Genomic DNA, 17,938 nt, shown 5'->3' with positions numbered 1-17,938 from the left:
TTTGAGACTTTACCGGATAGGCAGTAGCTAGACGCTGCTCAAGTCTCAACCGTTCTTTCAACGATACGATTGATACACATGAGTCAGAAAATTAGCGACTTCGTACCGCAGTCCTGTGAACTGCTCGCGCTCGGCGAGCCGACGCACAAAGAACCCGGCTTCGCCGCGGTCCGCAATGATCTTGTCGCTCAATTGGTGGAGAGTGGGTTCAGGTCGATCGCTCTCGAAACGGACCGGGTCGCGGCGCTCGCGGTGGACGAGTTCGTTCGCGATGGGCAGGGCACTCTCGACCAGGTGATGCGGACCGGCTTCTCGCACGAATTCGGTGAGCTCGCGGGCAACAGGGACCTTGTCGCCTGGCTGCGCAGCTACAACACCGGCAAGCCATCCGCGGAGCAGGTCGGGTTCTACGGCTTCGACGCCGCGATGGAGACCATGAGCGCACCCAGTCCCCGGCCCTATCTGGAATTCGCCCGCGACTACCTGGAACTCGACCTCGACCTCACCGACCTGGTCGGCGACGACGAGCAGTGGAGCCGCACCGAAGCGGTGATGGACGCGGCCGCCTCGGTCGGTGCCACCGTCGAAGCCGAGCGGTTGCGTGTCATCGCCGACGATCTGCTCACCCTGCTCTACACGCGCGCACCGGAACGGATCGCGTCCACATCACAGGCCGAATGGCACAGGGCGGCAGTACATCTCACCGCTGGACTGGGTCTGCTCCGCTATCACCGGCAGGCCGCGCAGCCCGGCGAGGACACGGTGCGATGGAACAGCCTGGCCGCCACCCGCGACGCGCTCATGGCCCAGAACATTCTCGATATCCGCGCCGGCGAAGCACGCCGTGGGCCGACCCTGGTGTACTCGCACAACCTGCACCTGCGCCGGAACTCGAGCATCATGCGGATGGGACCGATGGAACTCACCTGGTCCGGTGCGGGGGCGATCGTCGGGTCGCTCCTGGGGGAGCGGTACCTCGTGATCCTGGGCAGTCTGGGGCGCAGTGACGGCCTCGCACTCGGCGAACCCGAGCCGGGTACCTACGAGAACACCCTCCAGAACCGCATCAGCACCTGGGGTTTGATCCCGGCCGCGGAACTCGGCCACGGCCACACTCGCACCGACATCACCCAGGAACAGGGATACTTCCCCTTGGACGCGGAGACCGTCGGCGCGGCGGACACGATCCTGCATCTCGGCGTGGGTCGGGCACCGGCGGCTGTCAGGTAGTCCGATCGCACGGTGACGAACTCGCCAATTCCTCCAGATAGGAGGCGACGCCGTCCTCGTCGTTGGTCGGGAGCACCCGGTCGGCGAGTGCGATGACCTCGGGTACCGCGTTGGCCGGAACCAGCGCGGTCCCCGCCCACGTCAGCATGGCGACATCGTTGAGCGCGTCGCCCGCGGCCGCCACCTCCGACAGGTCGATGCCGTCGAGCGCGCACAATCGGGCAAGGGCGCTGGCCTTCGACACCCCTTCGGCGGCCATCTCCATATACGCGGCACCGGAGTGGGTCAGCTCCACGCCGGTGATCCCGGCCGCCACCGCCGTCCGGTACAGCTGCGCGCCGGGCAGCTCGGGATGACGGGCCACGATCTTCACCATCGCCTCGAGGCCCGTCGGCAAGGTCTCCGACAACTCCATTTCGTGCGGGTGCCGGTGATGATCGGCGAACTTGCACAGGGCGGCATAGGCGGGCTCGGCGACGAACCTGGTGGCGCCGACATTGGCGAAGACGACACCGGGAATCCGGTCCCGGATCTGCGCCATCACCGCGCCCGCCGCGCCGGTGTCGATCGAGACGGTGTCGATGATCTCCGGTGTGCCGTCGGCCAGATCGAGCAGCACCGCACCGTTGGCGCACACCGCTTTACCGCGGAAACCGCACGACTGCGCCAGCTCGTGCACCGAATGGCGGGCCCGCGCCGTCGCCCACACCACCTCGATGCCCGCCGCTTGCGCCGCGGCCATGGCCGCGGCGGTGCGCGGCGAGACGGTGCGATCCGAACGCAGCAGTGTGCCGTCGAGGTCGGTGGCGAACATCCGGATTCGAGTCACCCGTTCATGCTTTCACGCGCCGCGACGACGGCCAGGGCTGGATGACCGTCAGCTAGGTCGCTTGGCTCACCGAGGACATGTGGAAGTCGGGGATGCGCAGCGGGGGCATCGCGGTTCGGGTGAACCAGTCCTTCCATTCCCGGGGGAGGGTGATCTCGGTGGCGCCCGCTTCCGATACCCGGCGCAGCAGGTCGAGCGGACTCTCGTTGAAACGGAAATTGTTGACCGCGCCGGTCACCTGGCCGTCCTCGACGAGGTAGACCCCGTCGCGGGTGAGACCGGTGAGGAGCAGGGTGGCGGGGTCGACCTCGCGGATGTACCACAGGCACGTGAGGAGCAGGCCGCGCTCGGTGCGGGCGATCATATCGTCCAGCGACGCGTCGCCGCCACCGGTGAGCAGCAGGTTCTCGCCGGGAACCGTTGCGGGGGCGGAGAATTCGGCAGCAGTCGCGCGCGGGTAGACCAGCGATTCGATGATGCCGTCGCCGATCCAGTCGACACGCCGGGCGGACAGGCCGTTGTCGAACACCGACAGCGACTCCGACGACGACGGAGTCGCCACGAACGGCCGGTATTCGAGACCGCTCGCATTCGGGTCGGAGTACAGGGTCAGCGGAATGTCGCTGAGCCGCTCACCTAGTCGTGTGCCACCGGCGCGGGAGAACGCGGTGTGGCCTTCGTGCGCGCCACGGCCCTCCATGCTCCACGCCAGATAGATCATCAGATCGGCGACCGACGACGGCGGCAGCAGGGTCTCGTAGCGGCCCGCGGGCAGCTCGATGCGGCGCTTTGACCAGTCGAGGCGCCGCGACAGCTCGGCGAGCAGGCCCGGGGTGTCGACGTCGGTGAAATCGGCGGTGCCGACACCCACCCACGCGCTCGCCAGATCCTTGCCCTCGCCGCGTTTGCCGTTGACCTCCACCGAACCGGTGGGCTGGCTGAAGCGGCGGCGGATACCGGTCGAGGTGCCAAGCCAGGTGGTGTGCACCTGGTGGTGGGCAAAACCGTAGAGGCGGTCGGTGCCGTCGAATCCGGTCGACAGGTCCCGCGCCAATCCGGCGAACACCGCGATCTCGGTGGCGCCGGGCGCCTGATCCCAGGTGGCGGTGTCGTCGTCGGTGGGTTCGAGCAACGGCATCGCGTCGCGGGCCGGGGCGGCCGTGCGAGCGGCCTCCTCGCTGGCACGCACCACGGCATCGATCTCGGTGGGATCGACGCTGGTGGAGCTGATGGAGCCGACCCGCGCGGTGTTCGGGCCGTCACGGAACACCGAGATCACCGCCCACGCCCGCGAAATCGACGAACCGTTGGTGGTCATCGAGTTGCCTGCCCACCGCAGCGACGCCTCGTGCGCGTCGGTGACGATCACTATCGCCTCGTCGGCTTTCGACGCCGCCAGCGCACGCTCGACCACCGCGCCCGCCGGGAACAGACCCTCGTTCACTGACCGCCCTCCGTCCGGGTATTGAGAATGTTGACCCCGCGCACCAGCACCGACGGGCAGCCGTGGCTCACCGCCGCCACCTGACCGGGCTGTGCCTTACCGCAGTTGAACGCGCCACCGAGCTGCCAGGTGCTCGGCCCGCCGACCGCTTCCATCGACCCCCAGAAATCGGTGGTCGTCGCCTGGTAGGCGACATCGCGCAGTTGCCCGTCCAGCTCGCCGTCGCGAATGCGAAAGAATCGCTGGCCGGTGAACTGGAAGTTGTAGCGCTGCATGTCGATCGACCACGACTTGTCGCCCATGATGTAGATGCCGTCCTGCACCCGGGAGATCAGCTCGGCGGTGCTGGTGTCATTGTCGGGATCGGGCTGCAGCGACACGTTCGCCATCCGCTGGATCGGAACGTGGTGCGGCGAATCGGCATACGAGCAACCGTTGGAGCGGTCGAGGCCCAGACGCGGGGCGAACACGCGGTCGAGCTGGTAGCCGACCAGGATGCCGTCGCGCACCAGATCCCATTGCTGGCCCGCCACGCCCTCGTCGTCGTAGCCGACCGTGCTCAAGCCGTTGACCTGGGTGCGGTCACCGGTGACGTGCATGATCGGCGTGCCATAGCGCAGCGTGCCGAGCTGATCGGGAGTCGCGAACGAGGTTCCCGCGTACGCGGATTCGTAGCCGATCGCGCGGTCGTATTCGGTGGCATGGCCGATGGATTCGTGGATCGTCAGCCACAGGTTCGTCGGGTCGATCACCAGATCGGTGGGGCCCGCGACGACGCTGGGCGCCTTCACCTTCTCGGCCAGCCAGCCGGGTATCTGCGCGAGTTCGCCCGTCCAGTCCCACGTTGCGTCGGCGCCGGTGACGTACTCCCAGCCGCGGCCCGCGGGCGCGGCCAGGGTGCGCATCGTCTCGAACACCCCCGAGGCGGAATCGACGGTGACAGCCTCCAGTTGAGGGTGCAGGCGCACCCGCTGCTGGGTGATCGACGAACCCGCGGTGTCGGCGTAGAACGTCTGCTCCTTGACCTGCAGGACCGAGGCGGTGACATGGTCGACGCCGTCGGCCGCGGACAAGCGCTCCGAATAGTCCTGCAGCAGCGCCACTTTGTCGGCCGTCGGCACCGTGAACGGGTCGAGGTCGTAGGCCGAGACCCACGAGACATCGTCGTAGCGTGGCTCTTCGGCCAGCTCGACTCGCTCCCGATTCAGTGAACGCAACGCCCTCGCCACGGTCACCGCGCGGCGCGCGACCTCGGCGGCGATCTCGGGCGTGAGCGCGGCATGCGAGGCGAAACCCCAGGTGCCGTCCACGATCACGCGCACCGCCAGCCCCAGCTCGGTGGCGTCGGTGACCGCTTCGACGCGACCGTCGCGTAAGCGGATCGACTGCGTCACCAACCGATGCACGCGCAGATCGGCATGCTCGGCGCCGGCCGCGCGGGCCGCCGACAGCGCGGCCTCGGCCAGGGTGCCGAGCCCGAGCGCGCGGAATTCCTCGTCCACATCTCTGGAAGTCGTGGTACTCACCGGACCTACGCTAACCGGTGCCACCGACACATGTGCGCCGCAACCACATCCGACGCCCGTCATGTCGGTCGATACATCCGCTGCTCGCCCGCATCTCTCGCCATGGCGCTGCGTGTCATCGTGCGCGAAAAGCCGCTTCCGGCAGCCCTTGCCGTGACGCGCGGACTTCCGGTCCTCCCGCGAGCGGTGCCGGAAATGCCGTAGGGTGCCCGCCGTGCCGCCATCTGCCCTGCGCGATCGAAAAAGGGAACGAACCCGACGTGCGATCCTCGTGGCCGCCGTCGAATTGTTCGAGGCCAGAGGGTATGAGGAAACGACCGTCGCCGACATCGCGGCCGAGGCCGAAGTCGGCACCCGGACCTTCTTCAACTACTTCGCGAGCAAAGAAGAACTGCTCTTTCCCGAGAGCGACGAACGGGTGCGCGCGGCGGTCGCCGCCATCGCCACCCGACGGCCCGGTGAGCGACCGGTGGAGGTGTTGCTGCGGGCCCTGCGCGCCGCGGGCGACAACCCGAGCGAACACCTCGTCGACGACGTCAGCTCACGGGTGGCCGCGCTGCGGGCCCGGGTCTCGCGCACTGTCCCCTCGGTGAGCGGCCGCGCCGCGCACGCGCAACTGGTCGCGCAGCGCGAGATCGCTCACCAGCTGCACATCGCGTTCCCACACGAACTCGACGAGGTCGGCGCCGCGGCTCTGGTCGGTGCCGTGGTCGGCGCGGTATCGGGCGCGCTGACAGTGCTGTTCCAGCAGCCACAGCACGGCATCGACGACGGCGAACGCCTGCACCGCAAGATCCACGAGACCACCTCGCGCGTCCTGCAGCCCTGGCTCGCCGCCTCCGCGCCACCGGAACCGGTGCGCTAACCGAACTGCTGCCACCCCAAGCGGATCACCATCACCACCACCACGACCAGCAACACGATCCGAACGAACCCGGCGCCCTTGGCCAGTGCCATCCGCGAACCGATCAGCGCACCGGCGACATTCGCCACCGCCATGCCCGCACCGAGGCCCCACAGGATGTGGCCGGTGGAGCCGAGGAACAGCAGCGCACCCACGTTCGACCCGCAGTTGATCACCTTCGCCATCGCCGCCGCCCGCACGAACTCGGTGCCGAGCAGCGTCGCGAAGGTGATGATCAGAAAAGTGCCCGTCCCTGGTCCGAGCAGCCCGTCGTAGAGACCGATCAGACCGGCGGCCAGGCCGACCACCAGGATCACCTTGCGCCGCGTCGGCGGATGGGTGGCCATCGTCAGGCCCACCGAGGGCCGCACGGTCACGAACACCGCCACCCCGACGAGCACCACCATCACCAGTGGGATGAACAGGTCACGGTCGATCAGCGACACCGCCGCCGCGCCGCACGCGGCGGTGATCGCGGCGATCACCGCGCCGGGCAGCAGCACCTTCCACTGCATCGGCACCTTGCGCGCGAAGGTCGCCACCGCGGTCGCGGTACCGGCCAGCGCCGCGAGCTTGTTGGTGCCGAGCGCGGTCTGCGGTGCGATGCCTGGGACGACGAGGAACAACGTCGGCAGAATGATCAGCCCACCGCCGCCGACCACGGCGTCGACCCAGCCCGCCGCCGCGGCGGCCACCAGCAGGACCGTCCAGTCTCCGAGTTGCACATGTCCAGGCAATCAAGATCACGGCCGGAAAGCCAGCCGGAGCTACGCTTGGCCCCGTGCGCCGGTTCAGCCTGTGGCTACGTGGACGACCCATCGTCGCCGACTCGATTCTCGCGGGATTGCTCCTGCTGCTCGACGCCCTCGGGGTGGGCGACGAAAACAACAAGGTCGTCTATCTGATCTTCTCGGTGATCCTGCCGTTGCCGCTGGTCCTGCGCCGGGTGTACCCCCGGGCGGTGGCGGCGGCGATGCTGGTGCTGTCGTTGCTGAACACCCTGATCGGCTACCTGATCGATGATCAGACCGCCGACCACGTCGCACTGATCGGGCTCGGGGTGATGCTCTACACGCTCGTCGCCTACGTCGGCCGGCGTGACGGGCTCATCTACCTCGCCTTTCTCGCGCTCGACATGGCGCTGTCGGTCGTGCTGCTCGACCTGCCGCGGGGTGGCGATCTGGCGATGGCCGGGCTCATCTACGCGCTGTGCTGGACACTGGCCGAGTTCAACGGCGCCCGGCACGCTTACGACTCCGAGGTCGCGGCCCGCCTCGCGGTCGCCGACTACGACAAGGAACGTCGCGCGCACGACGCGGTCGCCGCCGAACGCACCCGCATCGCCCGCGAACTCCACGATGTGGTCGCGCACGCGGTCAGCGTAATCATCGTGCAGGCCGACGGTGCCAAATACGCCCTGCGCCAGGACCCCGACACCGCCGAACGCGCCCTCGCCACCATCGCGGGTACCGGTCGCGACGCCCTGCGCGAACTGCGCCGCACCGTCGCCCTGCTGCGAACCGAGCACGCACCGGAACTGCTGCCACAACACGGCAGCGCGGGTATCGCGAAGCTGGCCCAGATGATGCGCGAGGCGGGTCTGGCCGTCGACCTCGAGCTGACCGGTGAACTCGACGACATCGCCCCCGAGGTGAGCCTCGGCGTGCACCGCATCGTGCAGGAATCGCTCACCAACACCCTGCGCCACGCGGGGGCGGAGCCGAAGGCCGTGGTCCGCGTGCACCGGCGCGACGAGGACATCCTCGTCGAGATCACCGACAGTGGCGGCGTCCCCGCGCAGGTGAGCCCTGGCACCGAGATTCCCGGCGCGGGGATGGGACTGGTCGGGATGCGCGAACGCGTCGCGGTGCTCGGCGGCACCCTGACCGCGGGCAGGCTCGACGACGGCCGCTGGCAGGTGCGAGCCGACCTCCCGCTGCGCACCGAAACGGATTGATCCCTCGCTCCGGCGTCGAAATGACCGGGGAACGCTGCGCGGCTGTGCCCGTTAGGGTGGGGCAATGCCGATCAGCGTGCTCGTGGTGGACGATCAGGAACTCATGCGGATGGGCCTGAAAATGGTGCTCGGCGCGCACCCCGACATCGAGGTGATCGGCGAAGCGGGCAACGGTGACGAGGCCGTGCGGCGGGCGAGCGAACTGCGCCCCGATGTGGTGCTGATGGATGTGCGGATGCCGGTCGTCGACGGGGTGACCGCCACCGCGCGGATCGTCGCCGCGGGGGAGGGCGTGCGTGTACTCGTGATGACCACCTTCGACCTCGACGAACACGCTCTCGGTGCCCTGCGCGCCGGTGCGAGCGGATTCCTGCTCAAGGACACCCCGCCCGAGGACCTCATCTCGGCCATCCGCAGCGTCGCCGCCGGTGACGCGGTGGTGTCACCCAAGGTCACCAAGCGACTGCTGGACCGGCTCGTCGCCGAGGACCCGACGAGCCTGCGCGACCCGAAGATCCTCGACGTCCTCACCGCACGCGAACGCGAAGTGCTCGAACAGATCGCCGTCGGCCGCTCCAACGCCGAGATCGCCGCGGCGCTGTTCCTGTCGGAGGCGACGGTGAAAACACATGTCGGCCGGGTGCTCACCAAACTCGGCTTGCGCGACCGCGTGCAAGCGGTGGTGCTGGCCTACGAAACCGGGCTCGTGCGGCCCGGTGGGTGAGCTCGTCGGCCCGCTCGGGAGAAAAATCGGGCGCTCGTGCGTTGAGGGGATAGATCGTCCGAAAGGATCGCCATGACCGCCCTGCTGTTCGTCCTCTACCTCGTCGTCGAGATCGCCGCCCTCGTCGGTCTCGCCCAGCTCATCGGCATCGGCTGGGCGCTGGTCGTGCTCCTCGCGGTGTCGGGCGTGGGATTGGTGCTGCTGGGACGGCAGGGCAGGCGGGTGTTCGACCGATTCCGGCGGGCCTCCCGCGGTGAGGTGACCGCCGAGAGCGCGGTGGCCGACGGGGTGATCGTCGCCACCGGGTCGGTGCTGCTGTTCGTGCCCGGCCTGGTCACCGGACTCGTCGGCCTGCTCGCGCTGTTCCCGCCGACCAGGGCGTTGCTGCGACCGGCACTGGAGAAGCTCGGTACCCGGCGCTTCGGTCCGCTGCCCTCGTTCGCGCCCTCGCCGTATCGCGGGATGGTCGTCGACGCCGACGGTGATGTGGTCGACGGCACCGTGGTCGGGCAGTGGTACGACGACGGTCACACCGCGGGCCCGCGCGCGCTCGGATCCGCCTGATTCGACACTGTCTCAACGGACTTGCCCGCGTCGGGCGGCGAAGGGTCTACAGTACCGGCATGGCCACCGAGCAGATCACCGTCACGGTGAGCGAGGAACTGGCCGACGCGGTGCGCAGAGCGAGCGCCGCTGCCGGACAGTCGATGTCGGACTTCACCACCGCCGCATGGCGGTTGGAAATGATCGCCGTGGAGGCGGGCGGGCATTGTCCCGCCGGGTTCGGCGAGGCCGAAGTGCGCGCCGCACTGTCGCTGCCGACCTGACCCGGCTCGCCGCCGAGCTGAGACTGTCCCTGCCGAGGTGACGATCCGTCGATACGGCAGACTGGGGCACCGTGAGTACCCAGTTGCTGATCGGCGGTCGTTTCTACAGTTCCAGTTCCCCGGACGCGACCGCGATGGCCGTCACCGACGGCACCGTGGTGTGGCTGGGCTCCGAGGCGCCCGGGCGCGCGATGCATCCCGATGCGGAGATCGTCGACCTCGACGGTGCGTTCGTGGCGCCCGCGTTCGTCGATCCGCACGTGCACGTCACCGCGCTGGGACTCCAGCTGACCGGGCTCGACGTCAGTGGCGCCGGATCCCTGTCCGCCCTGCTCGAGACGGTCCGGGCGCACGCCGCGAACCAGCCGGACGGGGTGATCATCGGCGAGGGCTGGGACGACACCGGCTGGCCGGAGCGGCGTCCGCCGACGGTCGCCGAACTCGACGAGGCCGCCGGTTCGGGCAGGCTCGTCTACCTGGCGCGCGTCGACGCGCATTCGGCCGTGGCGTCCTCGGCGCTGCTCGACGCCGCGGGTGACCTCGGCGACGGATATCGGCGTGGGGAACTGCTTCGCGCCGACGCCCACCACCGGGTGCGGACGGTCGCACTCGCCGAACTCACTCGCGCCCAGCGTGATTCGGCCCGCAAGGCCACCCTCGACGCGGCGGCCGCACACGGCATCGTCGCTGTCCACGAATGCGCGGGGCCCGATATCTCCGGCCGCGACGACATCGGCGAACTGCTCGCTTTCGAACACGGCGTGGCCGTGCGCGCCTACTGGGGTCAGGCCGTGCGCACCGCCGAAGAAGCGCGCGCGCTGATCGACGAGCTCGGTGTGCACGCGCTCGGTGGCGACCTGTTCGTCGACGGCTCGCTCGGCTCCCACACGGCCCTGCTGCGCGAGCCCTACGCCGACGCCGCGGGCTGCGGCAAGAGCTTCCTCGACGAAGACGCGGTCACCGCACACCTTCGCGCGTGCACCGAGGCCGGGATCCAGGCGGGTTTCCACGCGATCGGCGACGCCGCGATGGACACCGTCGTCGCCGGATTCGCCCGTGTCGCAGCCGAACTCGGTGGGCCTGCGATCGCGTCACGCGGGCACCGGGTGGAGCACGCGGAGATGACCGACGCCGCCGCGATCGCGCAACTCGCCGCGCTCGGCGTGATCGCGTCCGTGCAGCCCGGCTTCGACGCCGCCTGGGGCGGACCCGACGGGATGTACGCGACCCGCCTCGGCGCCGAGCGCGCCGCCGGCCTCAACCCGTTCTCGGCAATGGCGGCGGCGGGCATCTCCCTCGCCATCGGCTCCGACGCGCCCGTGACTGCTATGAACCCGTGGGAACAGGTGCGCGCGGCCGTCCACCACCGCACCTCCGGCCACGGACTGTCCCCGCGCGCCGCCTTCGCCGCCGCCACCCGCGGCGCCTGGCGCGCCGGCGGCGTGCGCGACGGCATGGCGGGCACGCTGGTCCCCGGCGCCCCCGCTTCCTACGCCGTGTGGGACGCGGGCGAGCTCGTCGTCGCCGCGGCCACCGACACCGTGCAACGGTGGTCCACCGACCCCCGGTCCCGTGTCCCCGGCCTCCCACGCCTCGACCCGGGTGCCGACCTGCCGACCTGCCTGCGCACCGTGCACAACGGCACCACGATCTACCCTGCCTGACCAGCCGTCGGCACCGCGCCGGCAACGAATCACGGAGCAGCACACCATGATCGACCCCGCCACGGCCCATCCCGACGCTACGACGTCCGACGTCGCCGAAACCGACCAGGGGCAGAACTACACGATGATGCTGCGGATGCTGGCGGCGACGGCCGGTGGGTTGTTGCTGTTCGGGAGCTTCCCGCCCCGCCCGTTCTGGTTCCTCGCGCCGGTCGCCATCGCACTGCTCACCGTTGCGGTGCGCGGGCCGGGCAAGCTGCGCAGTGGGTTCGGGTACGGGATGCTCGGCGGGTTGGCGTTCTTCGTGCCGTTGCTGCCGTGGACGGGGATCTATGTGGGCCCGGTGCCGTGGCTGGCGCTCTCGACGGTGTGCGCGGTGTACTTCGGACTGTGGGGTGTGCTCGCCCGGTGGCTGAGCGCGCTGCCGGGCTGGCCCGTGTGGCTCGCGCTGGCGTGGACCACGAGCGAATGGGTCAGGTCGAGTTTCCCGTTCGGTGGATTCCCTTGGGGGCGTGTCGCGTTCGGGCAAGCCGACGGCTGGTATCTGCCGCTGGCCGCCTACGGTGGTGCGCCGCTGGTCGGCTTCGCCGTCGCGCTCACCGGCACCGGTCTCGCCGCGTTGGCACTGCGCCTGCTCGCCTGGGCGCGCACCCCCGCGCCGCGCCCGAACACCCGCGCCGTGCGCACCGGATTTGCCACCGCCGTGGTAGCCGTGGCTATCATGCCCCTGGCCGGAGTGATCCTGCGGCCGACGCTGCCCGCCCCGGACGCGGGCACCCGGACGATCACGGTCGCCGCCATCCAGGGCAGCGTGCCGCGGCTGGGGCTCGACTTCAACGCCCAGCGCCGCGCGGTGCTGGACAACCACGTCCGGCGCACCGAGGAGCTGGCCGACGCCGTTACCCGCGGTCAGGCCGCGCGGCCCGACATCGTGATCTGGCCCGAGAACTCCTCCGATATCGATCCACTGCGCAATGCCGACGCCGCCGCCGAGATCACCGAAGCCTCGGTGCGCATCGGCGCCCCGATCCTGGTCGGCGCAGTCCTGGTGAACGGTGACCGCACGACCACCAACTCGGTGATCGTGTGGAACGGCGCGGCGGGCCCGGGGGAGCGCCACGACAAGAAGATCATCCAGCCGTTCGGCGAATACCTGCCGATGCGTGGTTTCTTCCGTTTGTTCTCTTCCTATGCCGACCGCGCGGGCTATTTCGTGCCCGGTGACGGTGACGGAACGGTCACGGCCGCCGGCGTGCCGATCGGCGTGGCGACCTGTTACGAGGTCGCTTTCGATCGGGCATTCCGGGAATCTCTCGCCGCGGGCGCCCAATTGCTGACGGTACCGACCAACAACGCCACGTTCGGTGAGAGCGAGATGACCTATCAGCAACTCGCCATGTCGCGGGTGCGCGCGGTCGAACACGGGCGTGCCCTCGTCGTCGCAGCAACCACGGGGGTCAGCGGAATCATCACCGCTGACGGCGTGCTCAGACAGCATACCGAGCAGGTCGTCCCTGCCGCGCTGGTGGCCCAGCTACCGTTGCGCGACACGATGACAATCGCTACGCGAATCGGTGTATGGCCCGAACTGGCGTCCGTTATCCTGACCGCGATCGGCGTCGGACTGGTGTTTCTTCGACGCTACAGGGCGAATCCGACTCAGGCTGTGCGCAGTTCGGACAATTCTGAATAAGCGGTTTGTTTCAACCCGGGGGAAGCGGCACGAAGTTGCTGCTGCAGGGGTGTAATCCGTTGAGCTCGAAATAAATCCACATTGGTAGCCATCCGGCCGCCGTAGTACTCCGAATCATGGGCGTGGAAAAGCCACGCCCAGGGCCCTCGTGTGCCCGGGCGCTGCTCGGGGAGTTGTGACACAAGGCAGAAACGGAGTGCTTGATGAGTTCTTTGGCTACCGACCACGTCAGCTCGAGCGTCACCGACGAGGACCCGGGCCAGCCGTTCGCCCTCTCACCCGGTCAGACAGCACTGTGGTACGCGCAACGGATCCGGCCCGACATTCCGCTCACCATCGCTCAGTACGTCGAACTGCACGGCGACCTCGACGTCGGCAGGTTGCTGTACGCGGTGGAACGCTTCGGTGCGGAAACCCAGGTGGGGCATGTCCGCCTACTCGAGATCGACGGCGTGCCCCACCAGCGCGTCGATCCGACGTGGCGGCCAGGCTGGGGCCGGATCGACCTGCGCGGCGAATCCGACCCACGAGCCGCCGCGCTGGCCTGGATGAACACCCACGCCAGCACCCCGAGCGACATGGAGCACGAACCACTCACCATCAATGTGGTGTTGCGGGTCGGTGACCGGGAATGGTTCTGGTACGAGCGCGGACACCATATCGTTATCGACGGTTACGGTGCGATGAACGCGCTCTCGCGCACCGCCGAGATCTACACGGCGATCGGCGAGCAGCGCGAACCGTCGGTCTCCCGGGCCGCCGCGCTCGTCGAGCTCTACGCCGACGAATCCCGCTATCGCGAGTCCAGCCGGTTCCGGGCAGACCGCGAGTACTGGACCGAACAGCTCGCCGGCGTGGGCGAACCGATGACACTGTCGTCGGTCACCGCCGCGGGTGATACCCACGACGCGGGCCGCCACCGTGCCACGGCGGTTTTCGACGCCGACCTCGACACCCTGCTCACCGACGCGATCGCCACGCACGGTTCGGCCAACTCGGCGCTCATTGTCGCCGCACTGGCGGCCTACGTCCGCTCGGTCACCGGTGACCCCGATGTCGTACTGAGCCTGCCGGTTTCGGCCCGCACCACCGTCGCGCTGCGCCGTTCGGCGGGCGTGGTGTCGAACGTGGTGCCGCTGCGGGTGCGGTTCGACGAGCACACCACCGTCGCCGACGTCGTGCGCCAGACCGAACTGCAGATCACCGGCGCCCTGCGTCACCAGCGATACCGCTCCGACGACATCCGTCGCGACTGCGGCTACTCCCGCGACGCGCGCGGCTTCTTCGGGCCGATGGTCAACATCATGTTGTTCCACGACGAGCTGAAGTTCGACGATATCGCCGGTCAGGTGAACGTTCTCGCCACCGGCCCCGTCGAAGACCTCTCGATCAACATCTACAACGGCGACGGCGGTCGCATCCAGCTCGACTTCGAGGCCAACCCGAAGCTCTACGGCCAGTCCGAGAACGCCGCCCACCACTCCCGCTACCTCGACTTCCTCGCGCGTTTCCTGGCCGCCGAGCCGACCACCCCCACCTACACGCTCACCGCGATCACCACCGCCGAGAACGACAGGGTGCTGCGGGAGTGGAACGCCACCGAGATGCCGATGCAGGCCGCGACGCTGGTCTCGCTGTTCTCCGACCAGGTGCGCCGCAGCCCGCATGCCATCGGCCTCGAATTCGGTGACCGCACACTCGGATACACCGAACTCGGCGACCGGGTGAACCAGCTGGCGCGCGAACTCATCGCCCGTGGCGCGGGCCCGGAGACCACCGTCGGCGTGTGCCTGCATCGCAGCATCGATCTGGTCGTCGGCATCTACGCCGTGCTCGCGACCGGCGCTGCCTACCTGCCGCTGGATCCCGACCACCCGGTCGATCGCATCGAAGCGGTAGTGGCACAGGCACATCCGGTGTGTGTGCTCACCGCGGACCGCGACGGGGTACGGCTGCCCGCGGGCACGGTCCGGGTCGATCTGGACACTCTCGACGTCAGCGGCAACGACGTCGCGCCGATCACCGATGCCGACCGCACCGCGCCGTTGCGGCCCGATCACCTCGCCTACGTCATCTTCACCTCCGGCTCCACCGGTAAACCCAAGGGCGTCGGCGTGACGCATGCCGCGATCGTGAACCGGTTGCGCTGGATGCAGGCCGAATACCCCATCGACCACACCGACGCGGTCCTGCAGAAGACTCCGGCCACCTTCGATGTGTCGGTGTGGGAGTTCTTCTGGCCGCTGCAGGTCGGTGCGCGCCTGGTCGTCGCCGCGCCCGAAGGGCATCGTGACCCGGCCTACCTCGCCCGGATCATCACCGAAAGGGCCATCACCACAGCACATTTCGTGCCGTCGATGCTGTCGCTGTTCGTCACCGACCCGCGGGTGCGCGGCGGGGCGGGGCTGCGCCGGGTGTTCTGCAGTGGTGAGGCGCTGCCCGGTGCCACCGTCGCCGATTTCCACGCCGCGCTGCACGGTTCCGACGGTGGACCGGAGCTGCACAACCTCTACGGGCCCACCGAAGCCGCGGTCGACGTCACCTACTGGCCGTGCCCGGCCGACGCCACCACGGTGCCGATCGGTTCACCGGTGTGGAACACCCAGACCTATGTGCTCGACCCGCATCTACGACCGGTGCCCCCCGGTGTCGTCGGCGAGTTGTACCTGGCGGGCACGCAGCTGGCTCGCGGCTACCTGGGTCGCCCCGACCTGAGCGCCGACCGGTTCGTCGCCAATCCCTTCACGCCGGGGCAGCGGATGTACCGCACCGGTGACCTGGCCCGCTGGCAGATCGACGGCGGTGTCCTGGAATACCTGGGCCGCACCGACTTCCAGGTCAAGATCCGCGGACTCCGCATCGAGCTCGGCGAGATCGAATCCGCGCTGCTCGCCCAGCAGGGCATCGCCCGCGCGGTCTGCGTGGCCCGCACCGCGCGCACCGGCGACGACGAGCTGGTCGCGTATGTGGTCGGCGCGGTGGGTGCCAACGCACCCGAACCAGCCCTGCTGCTCTCGGCTCTGCGCCGCGGCCTGCCGTCCTACATGGTGCCCTCGGCGCTGGTCGTACTCGACGAACTACCGTTGAGCGCCAACGGCAAGGTCGATCGCAAAGCGCTGCCCGCGCCGGAAGTGGGTGTGCGGGTCACCACCGGCGCCGCCGCGCCACAGACCGAACTCGAATGCGCACTCGCGGAGATCTTCACCGAGGTTCTCGCCTTGGACGGCACCGCGATCGGTGTCGAGGACAGCTTCTTCGACCTGGGCGGCAACTCCCTGGTCGCCGCACGCGCGGTCGCCCGGATCAACACCACCCTGGAGGCGAACCTCACCATCCGGGAAATGTTCGAGTCGCCCACCATCGCCGCGCTGGCCGGCTACATCAGCACCCATCGGCCCGAAACCTCCACGCCGAAACTGGTTCCCGCGCGCAGGCCCGAACGAGTGCCGCTGTCGCTGGCTCAGCAGCGGCTGTGGATCCTCAACCGGTTCGCCGAGCACGCCGCGGCCTACAACATGCCCCTGGCCTTGCGGCTCACCGGGCATCTCGACCTCGACGCGTTGCGCGCGGGTCTGCGCGACATCCTCGACCGCCACGAGAGCCTGCGAACCAGTTTCCCCGAAGGCCCCGACGGCCCGTACCAGCTGATCCATCCGGCGGCCGGGGTGGAACCCGAACTCTCACCGGTCGAGGTGTCGGCCGCCGAGATCCCCGCGCTGGCCGCGCAGGTGGCCGGGCGCGGTTTCGATCTGCGGAGCGAGACGCCGCTGCGGGTCGCGCTGTACCGGGTCGGCCCCGAGGATCACCTGCTGCTCGTGGTGCTGCACCACATCAGCGGTGACGGCTGGTCGGTCGCGCCGCTGGCCAGGGATCTGATGGTCGCGGTGTCGGCGCGCGCGGGCGGTGCCGCACCCCAGTGGACGCCACTGCCGGTGCAGTACGCCGATTTCGCGATGTGGCAGCGGGAACTGCTCGGCGAGGAAACCGACCCCGAAGCGCCCATCGCCCGGCAGCTCGGGCACTGGCACCGCGCACTGGCCGGGCTGCCCGATCAGCTCGACCTGCCCCTCGATCGACCGCGGCCTGCGCAGCGTGGCACCGGTGGGGACACCGTCGAATTCGTCATCGACGCCGAAATCCGGCGTGCGGCAGCCGAACTCGCGACCGGTCGCGGGGTGAGCATGTTCATGGTGCTGCACGCGGCGCTGGCCACCCTGCTGGCCCGGCTGTGCTCGAGCACCGACGTCACCATCGGTACGCCCATCGCGGGCCGGTCCGATCCGGCGCTGGACGAGCTGGTCGGCATGTTCGTCAACACCCTGGTGTTGCGTACCGACGTGAACCTCGCTGCCGGGTTCGACCGCATGCTCGACCTGGTCCGCGAGACCGACCTCGATGCCTTCGCCAACCCCGACGTGCCGTTCGAACGGCTCGTGGAACTGGTCAACCCCGATCGCTCGACCACCAGGCACCCGCTGTTCCAAGTGATGCTGTCCTACGACCGCACGCCGGAGCTGCGCGTCGAATTGCCCGGTGTCACAGCGGAACTGGTGCCGATCGAGATCGGCGTCGCCAAGTTCGACCTGCAGCTCGAGGTCCGCGACAACCACGACAACGGGCCGCTGTACGCCGAATTCGGTTTCGCCACCGACGTTTTCGATCGCGCCACGGTGGAGGCCATCGCGCGGCGGTTCACCAGGCTGCTGGCCGCCGCCGTCGCCACCCCCACCACGGCCATCGGCGACCTCGACGTGCTGGAGCGCCGTGAGATCGCCCGACTGGTTCCGGTGGCTGGTGCGCCGGCCGAACCGGCGGGCACACTGGCCCGGCTGCTCAGCGACACCGCGCAACACCTGCCCGACTCGGTGGCGGTGCGCTACCTCGGCTTCGACACCACCTACCGGGAACTCGACGAACGCTCGAACCGGTTGGCGCGCAGCCTGATCGCGCACGGTGCCGCGCCCGAATCGGTGGTCGCCGTCGCGCTGCCGCGCAGCCTCGAGTCGATCATCGCCATCTGGGCGGTCGCCAAGACCGGCGCCGCGTACGTGCCCGTAGACCCCGCCTACCCGGCCGATCGCCTCGCGCACATGATCGGTGACTCCGGCGCCCCACACGGGCGCCCCCGGCCCGCACACCG

At 69.2% G+C, this 17,938-nt stretch carries 13 protein-coding genes; 9 read left to right on the top strand and 4 right to left on the bottom strand.

All coding sequences use genetic code 11. From position 1 onward, the window contains the following. Positions 1 to 78 precede the first annotated feature (78 nt). The gene (locus ACFWPX_RS21690) at positions 79 to 1,230 is read left to right on the top strand and encodes an erythromycin esterase family protein (protein WP_378928860.1); all 1,152 of its coding nucleotides are present in this window, start codon (positions 79 to 81) and stop codon (positions 1,228 to 1,230) included. Here ACFWPX_RS21690 and ACFWPX_RS21685 read toward each other — a convergent pair. Genes ACFWPX_RS21685 through ACFWPX_RS21675 form a run of 3 tightly spaced genes read right to left on the bottom strand, consistent with a single transcriptional unit; the run spans position 1,223 to position 5,029 of the window. After that, on the bottom strand, positions 1,223 to 2,059 hold the full coding sequence (locus tag ACFWPX_RS21685; protein WP_378919765.1) for an HAD family hydrolase: 837 nt from the start codon (positions 2,057 to 2,059) through the stop codon (positions 1,223 to 1,225). The genes ACFWPX_RS21690 and ACFWPX_RS21685 overlap by 8 nt on opposite strands. Positions 2,060 to 2,111: 52 nt before the next feature. After that, positions 2,112 to 3,491: a metallopeptidase TldD-related protein gene (locus tag ACFWPX_RS21680; protein WP_378928992.1), complete on the bottom strand. Its 1,380-nt coding sequence runs from the start codon at positions 3,489 to 3,491 to the stop codon at positions 2,112 to 2,114. Between the two features lie 8 nt (positions 3,492 to 3,499). Beyond that, on the bottom strand, positions 3,500 to 5,029 hold the full coding sequence (locus tag ACFWPX_RS21675) for a TldD/PmbA family protein (protein ID WP_378919767.1): 1,530 nt from the start codon (positions 5,027 to 5,029) through the stop codon (positions 3,500 to 3,502). A gap of 214 nt (positions 5,030 to 5,243) precedes the next feature. Here ACFWPX_RS21675 and ACFWPX_RS21670 point away from each other — a divergent pair, with 214 nt between their 5' ends. Continuing rightward, positions 5,244 to 5,894 carry a helix-turn-helix domain-containing protein gene (locus tag ACFWPX_RS21670; protein ID WP_378928859.1) on the top strand — a complete coding sequence of 217 codons (651 nt, stop codon included), beginning with the start codon at positions 5,244 to 5,246 and terminating at the stop codon, positions 5,892 to 5,894. On the opposite strand, the gene ACFWPX_RS21665 is transcribed toward ACFWPX_RS21670, so the two are convergent. Continuing rightward, entirely contained in the window at positions 5,891 to 6,658 is a 768-nt protein-coding gene (locus ACFWPX_RS21665; protein ID WP_378919771.1) for a sulfite exporter TauE/SafE family protein, read from the bottom strand. The two genes, ACFWPX_RS21670 and ACFWPX_RS21665, sit on opposite strands and share 4 nt — an antisense overlap. 56 nt (positions 6,659 to 6,714) lie before the next feature. On the opposite strand from ACFWPX_RS21665, the gene ACFWPX_RS21660 reads away from it, so the two are divergent. From ACFWPX_RS21660 to ACFWPX_RS21630, 7 genes are all read left to right on the top strand, one after another. Continuing rightward, positions 6,715 to 7,890, top strand: a complete 1,176-nt coding sequence (locus tag ACFWPX_RS21660) for a sensor histidine kinase (RefSeq protein WP_378928858.1) — start codon at positions 6,715 to 6,717, stop codon at positions 7,888 to 7,890. Between the two features lie 64 nt (positions 7,891 to 7,954). Then, positions 7,955 to 8,614: a response regulator gene (locus ACFWPX_RS21655; protein WP_378928857.1), complete on the top strand. Its 660-nt coding sequence runs from the start codon at positions 7,955 to 7,957 to the stop codon at positions 8,612 to 8,614. A gap of 72 nt (positions 8,615 to 8,686) precedes the next feature. After that, complete coding sequence (locus ACFWPX_RS21650) at positions 8,687 to 9,178, top strand: FxsA family protein (protein ID WP_378928856.1); 492 nt, start codon at positions 8,687 to 8,689, stop codon at positions 9,176 to 9,178. A gap of 59 nt (positions 9,179 to 9,237) precedes the next feature. Next, the gene (locus ACFWPX_RS21645) at positions 9,238 to 9,441 is read left to right on the top strand and encodes a hypothetical protein (protein WP_378928855.1); all 204 of its coding nucleotides are present in this window, start codon (positions 9,238 to 9,240) and stop codon (positions 9,439 to 9,441) included. A gap of 71 nt (positions 9,442 to 9,512) precedes the next feature. Then, positions 9,513 to 11,105, top strand: a complete 1,593-nt coding sequence (locus ACFWPX_RS21640) for an amidohydrolase (RefSeq protein WP_378928854.1) — start codon at positions 9,513 to 9,515, stop codon at positions 11,103 to 11,105. A gap of 124 nt (positions 11,106 to 11,229) precedes the next feature. Then, positions 11,230 to 12,798: an apolipoprotein N-acyltransferase gene (lnt, locus tag ACFWPX_RS21635; protein ID WP_378928991.1), complete on the top strand. Its 1,569-nt coding sequence runs from the start codon at positions 11,230 to 11,232 to the stop codon at positions 12,796 to 12,798. 203 nt (positions 12,799 to 13,001) lie between these two features. After that, the coding region (locus ACFWPX_RS21630) for an amino acid adenylation domain-containing protein (RefSeq protein ID WP_378928853.1) at positions 13,002 to 17,938 on the top strand (4,937 nt) is incomplete at its 3' end.

The sequence above is a fragment of the Nocardia sp. NPDC058518 genome (assembly GCF_042719655.1).
Taxonomy (GTDB): domain Bacteria; phylum Actinomycetota; class Actinomycetes; order Mycobacteriales; family Mycobacteriaceae; genus Nocardia.
Note: the sequence above shows the minus strand (reverse complement) of the source record. Positions and strands in the feature narration are given on the sequence as shown.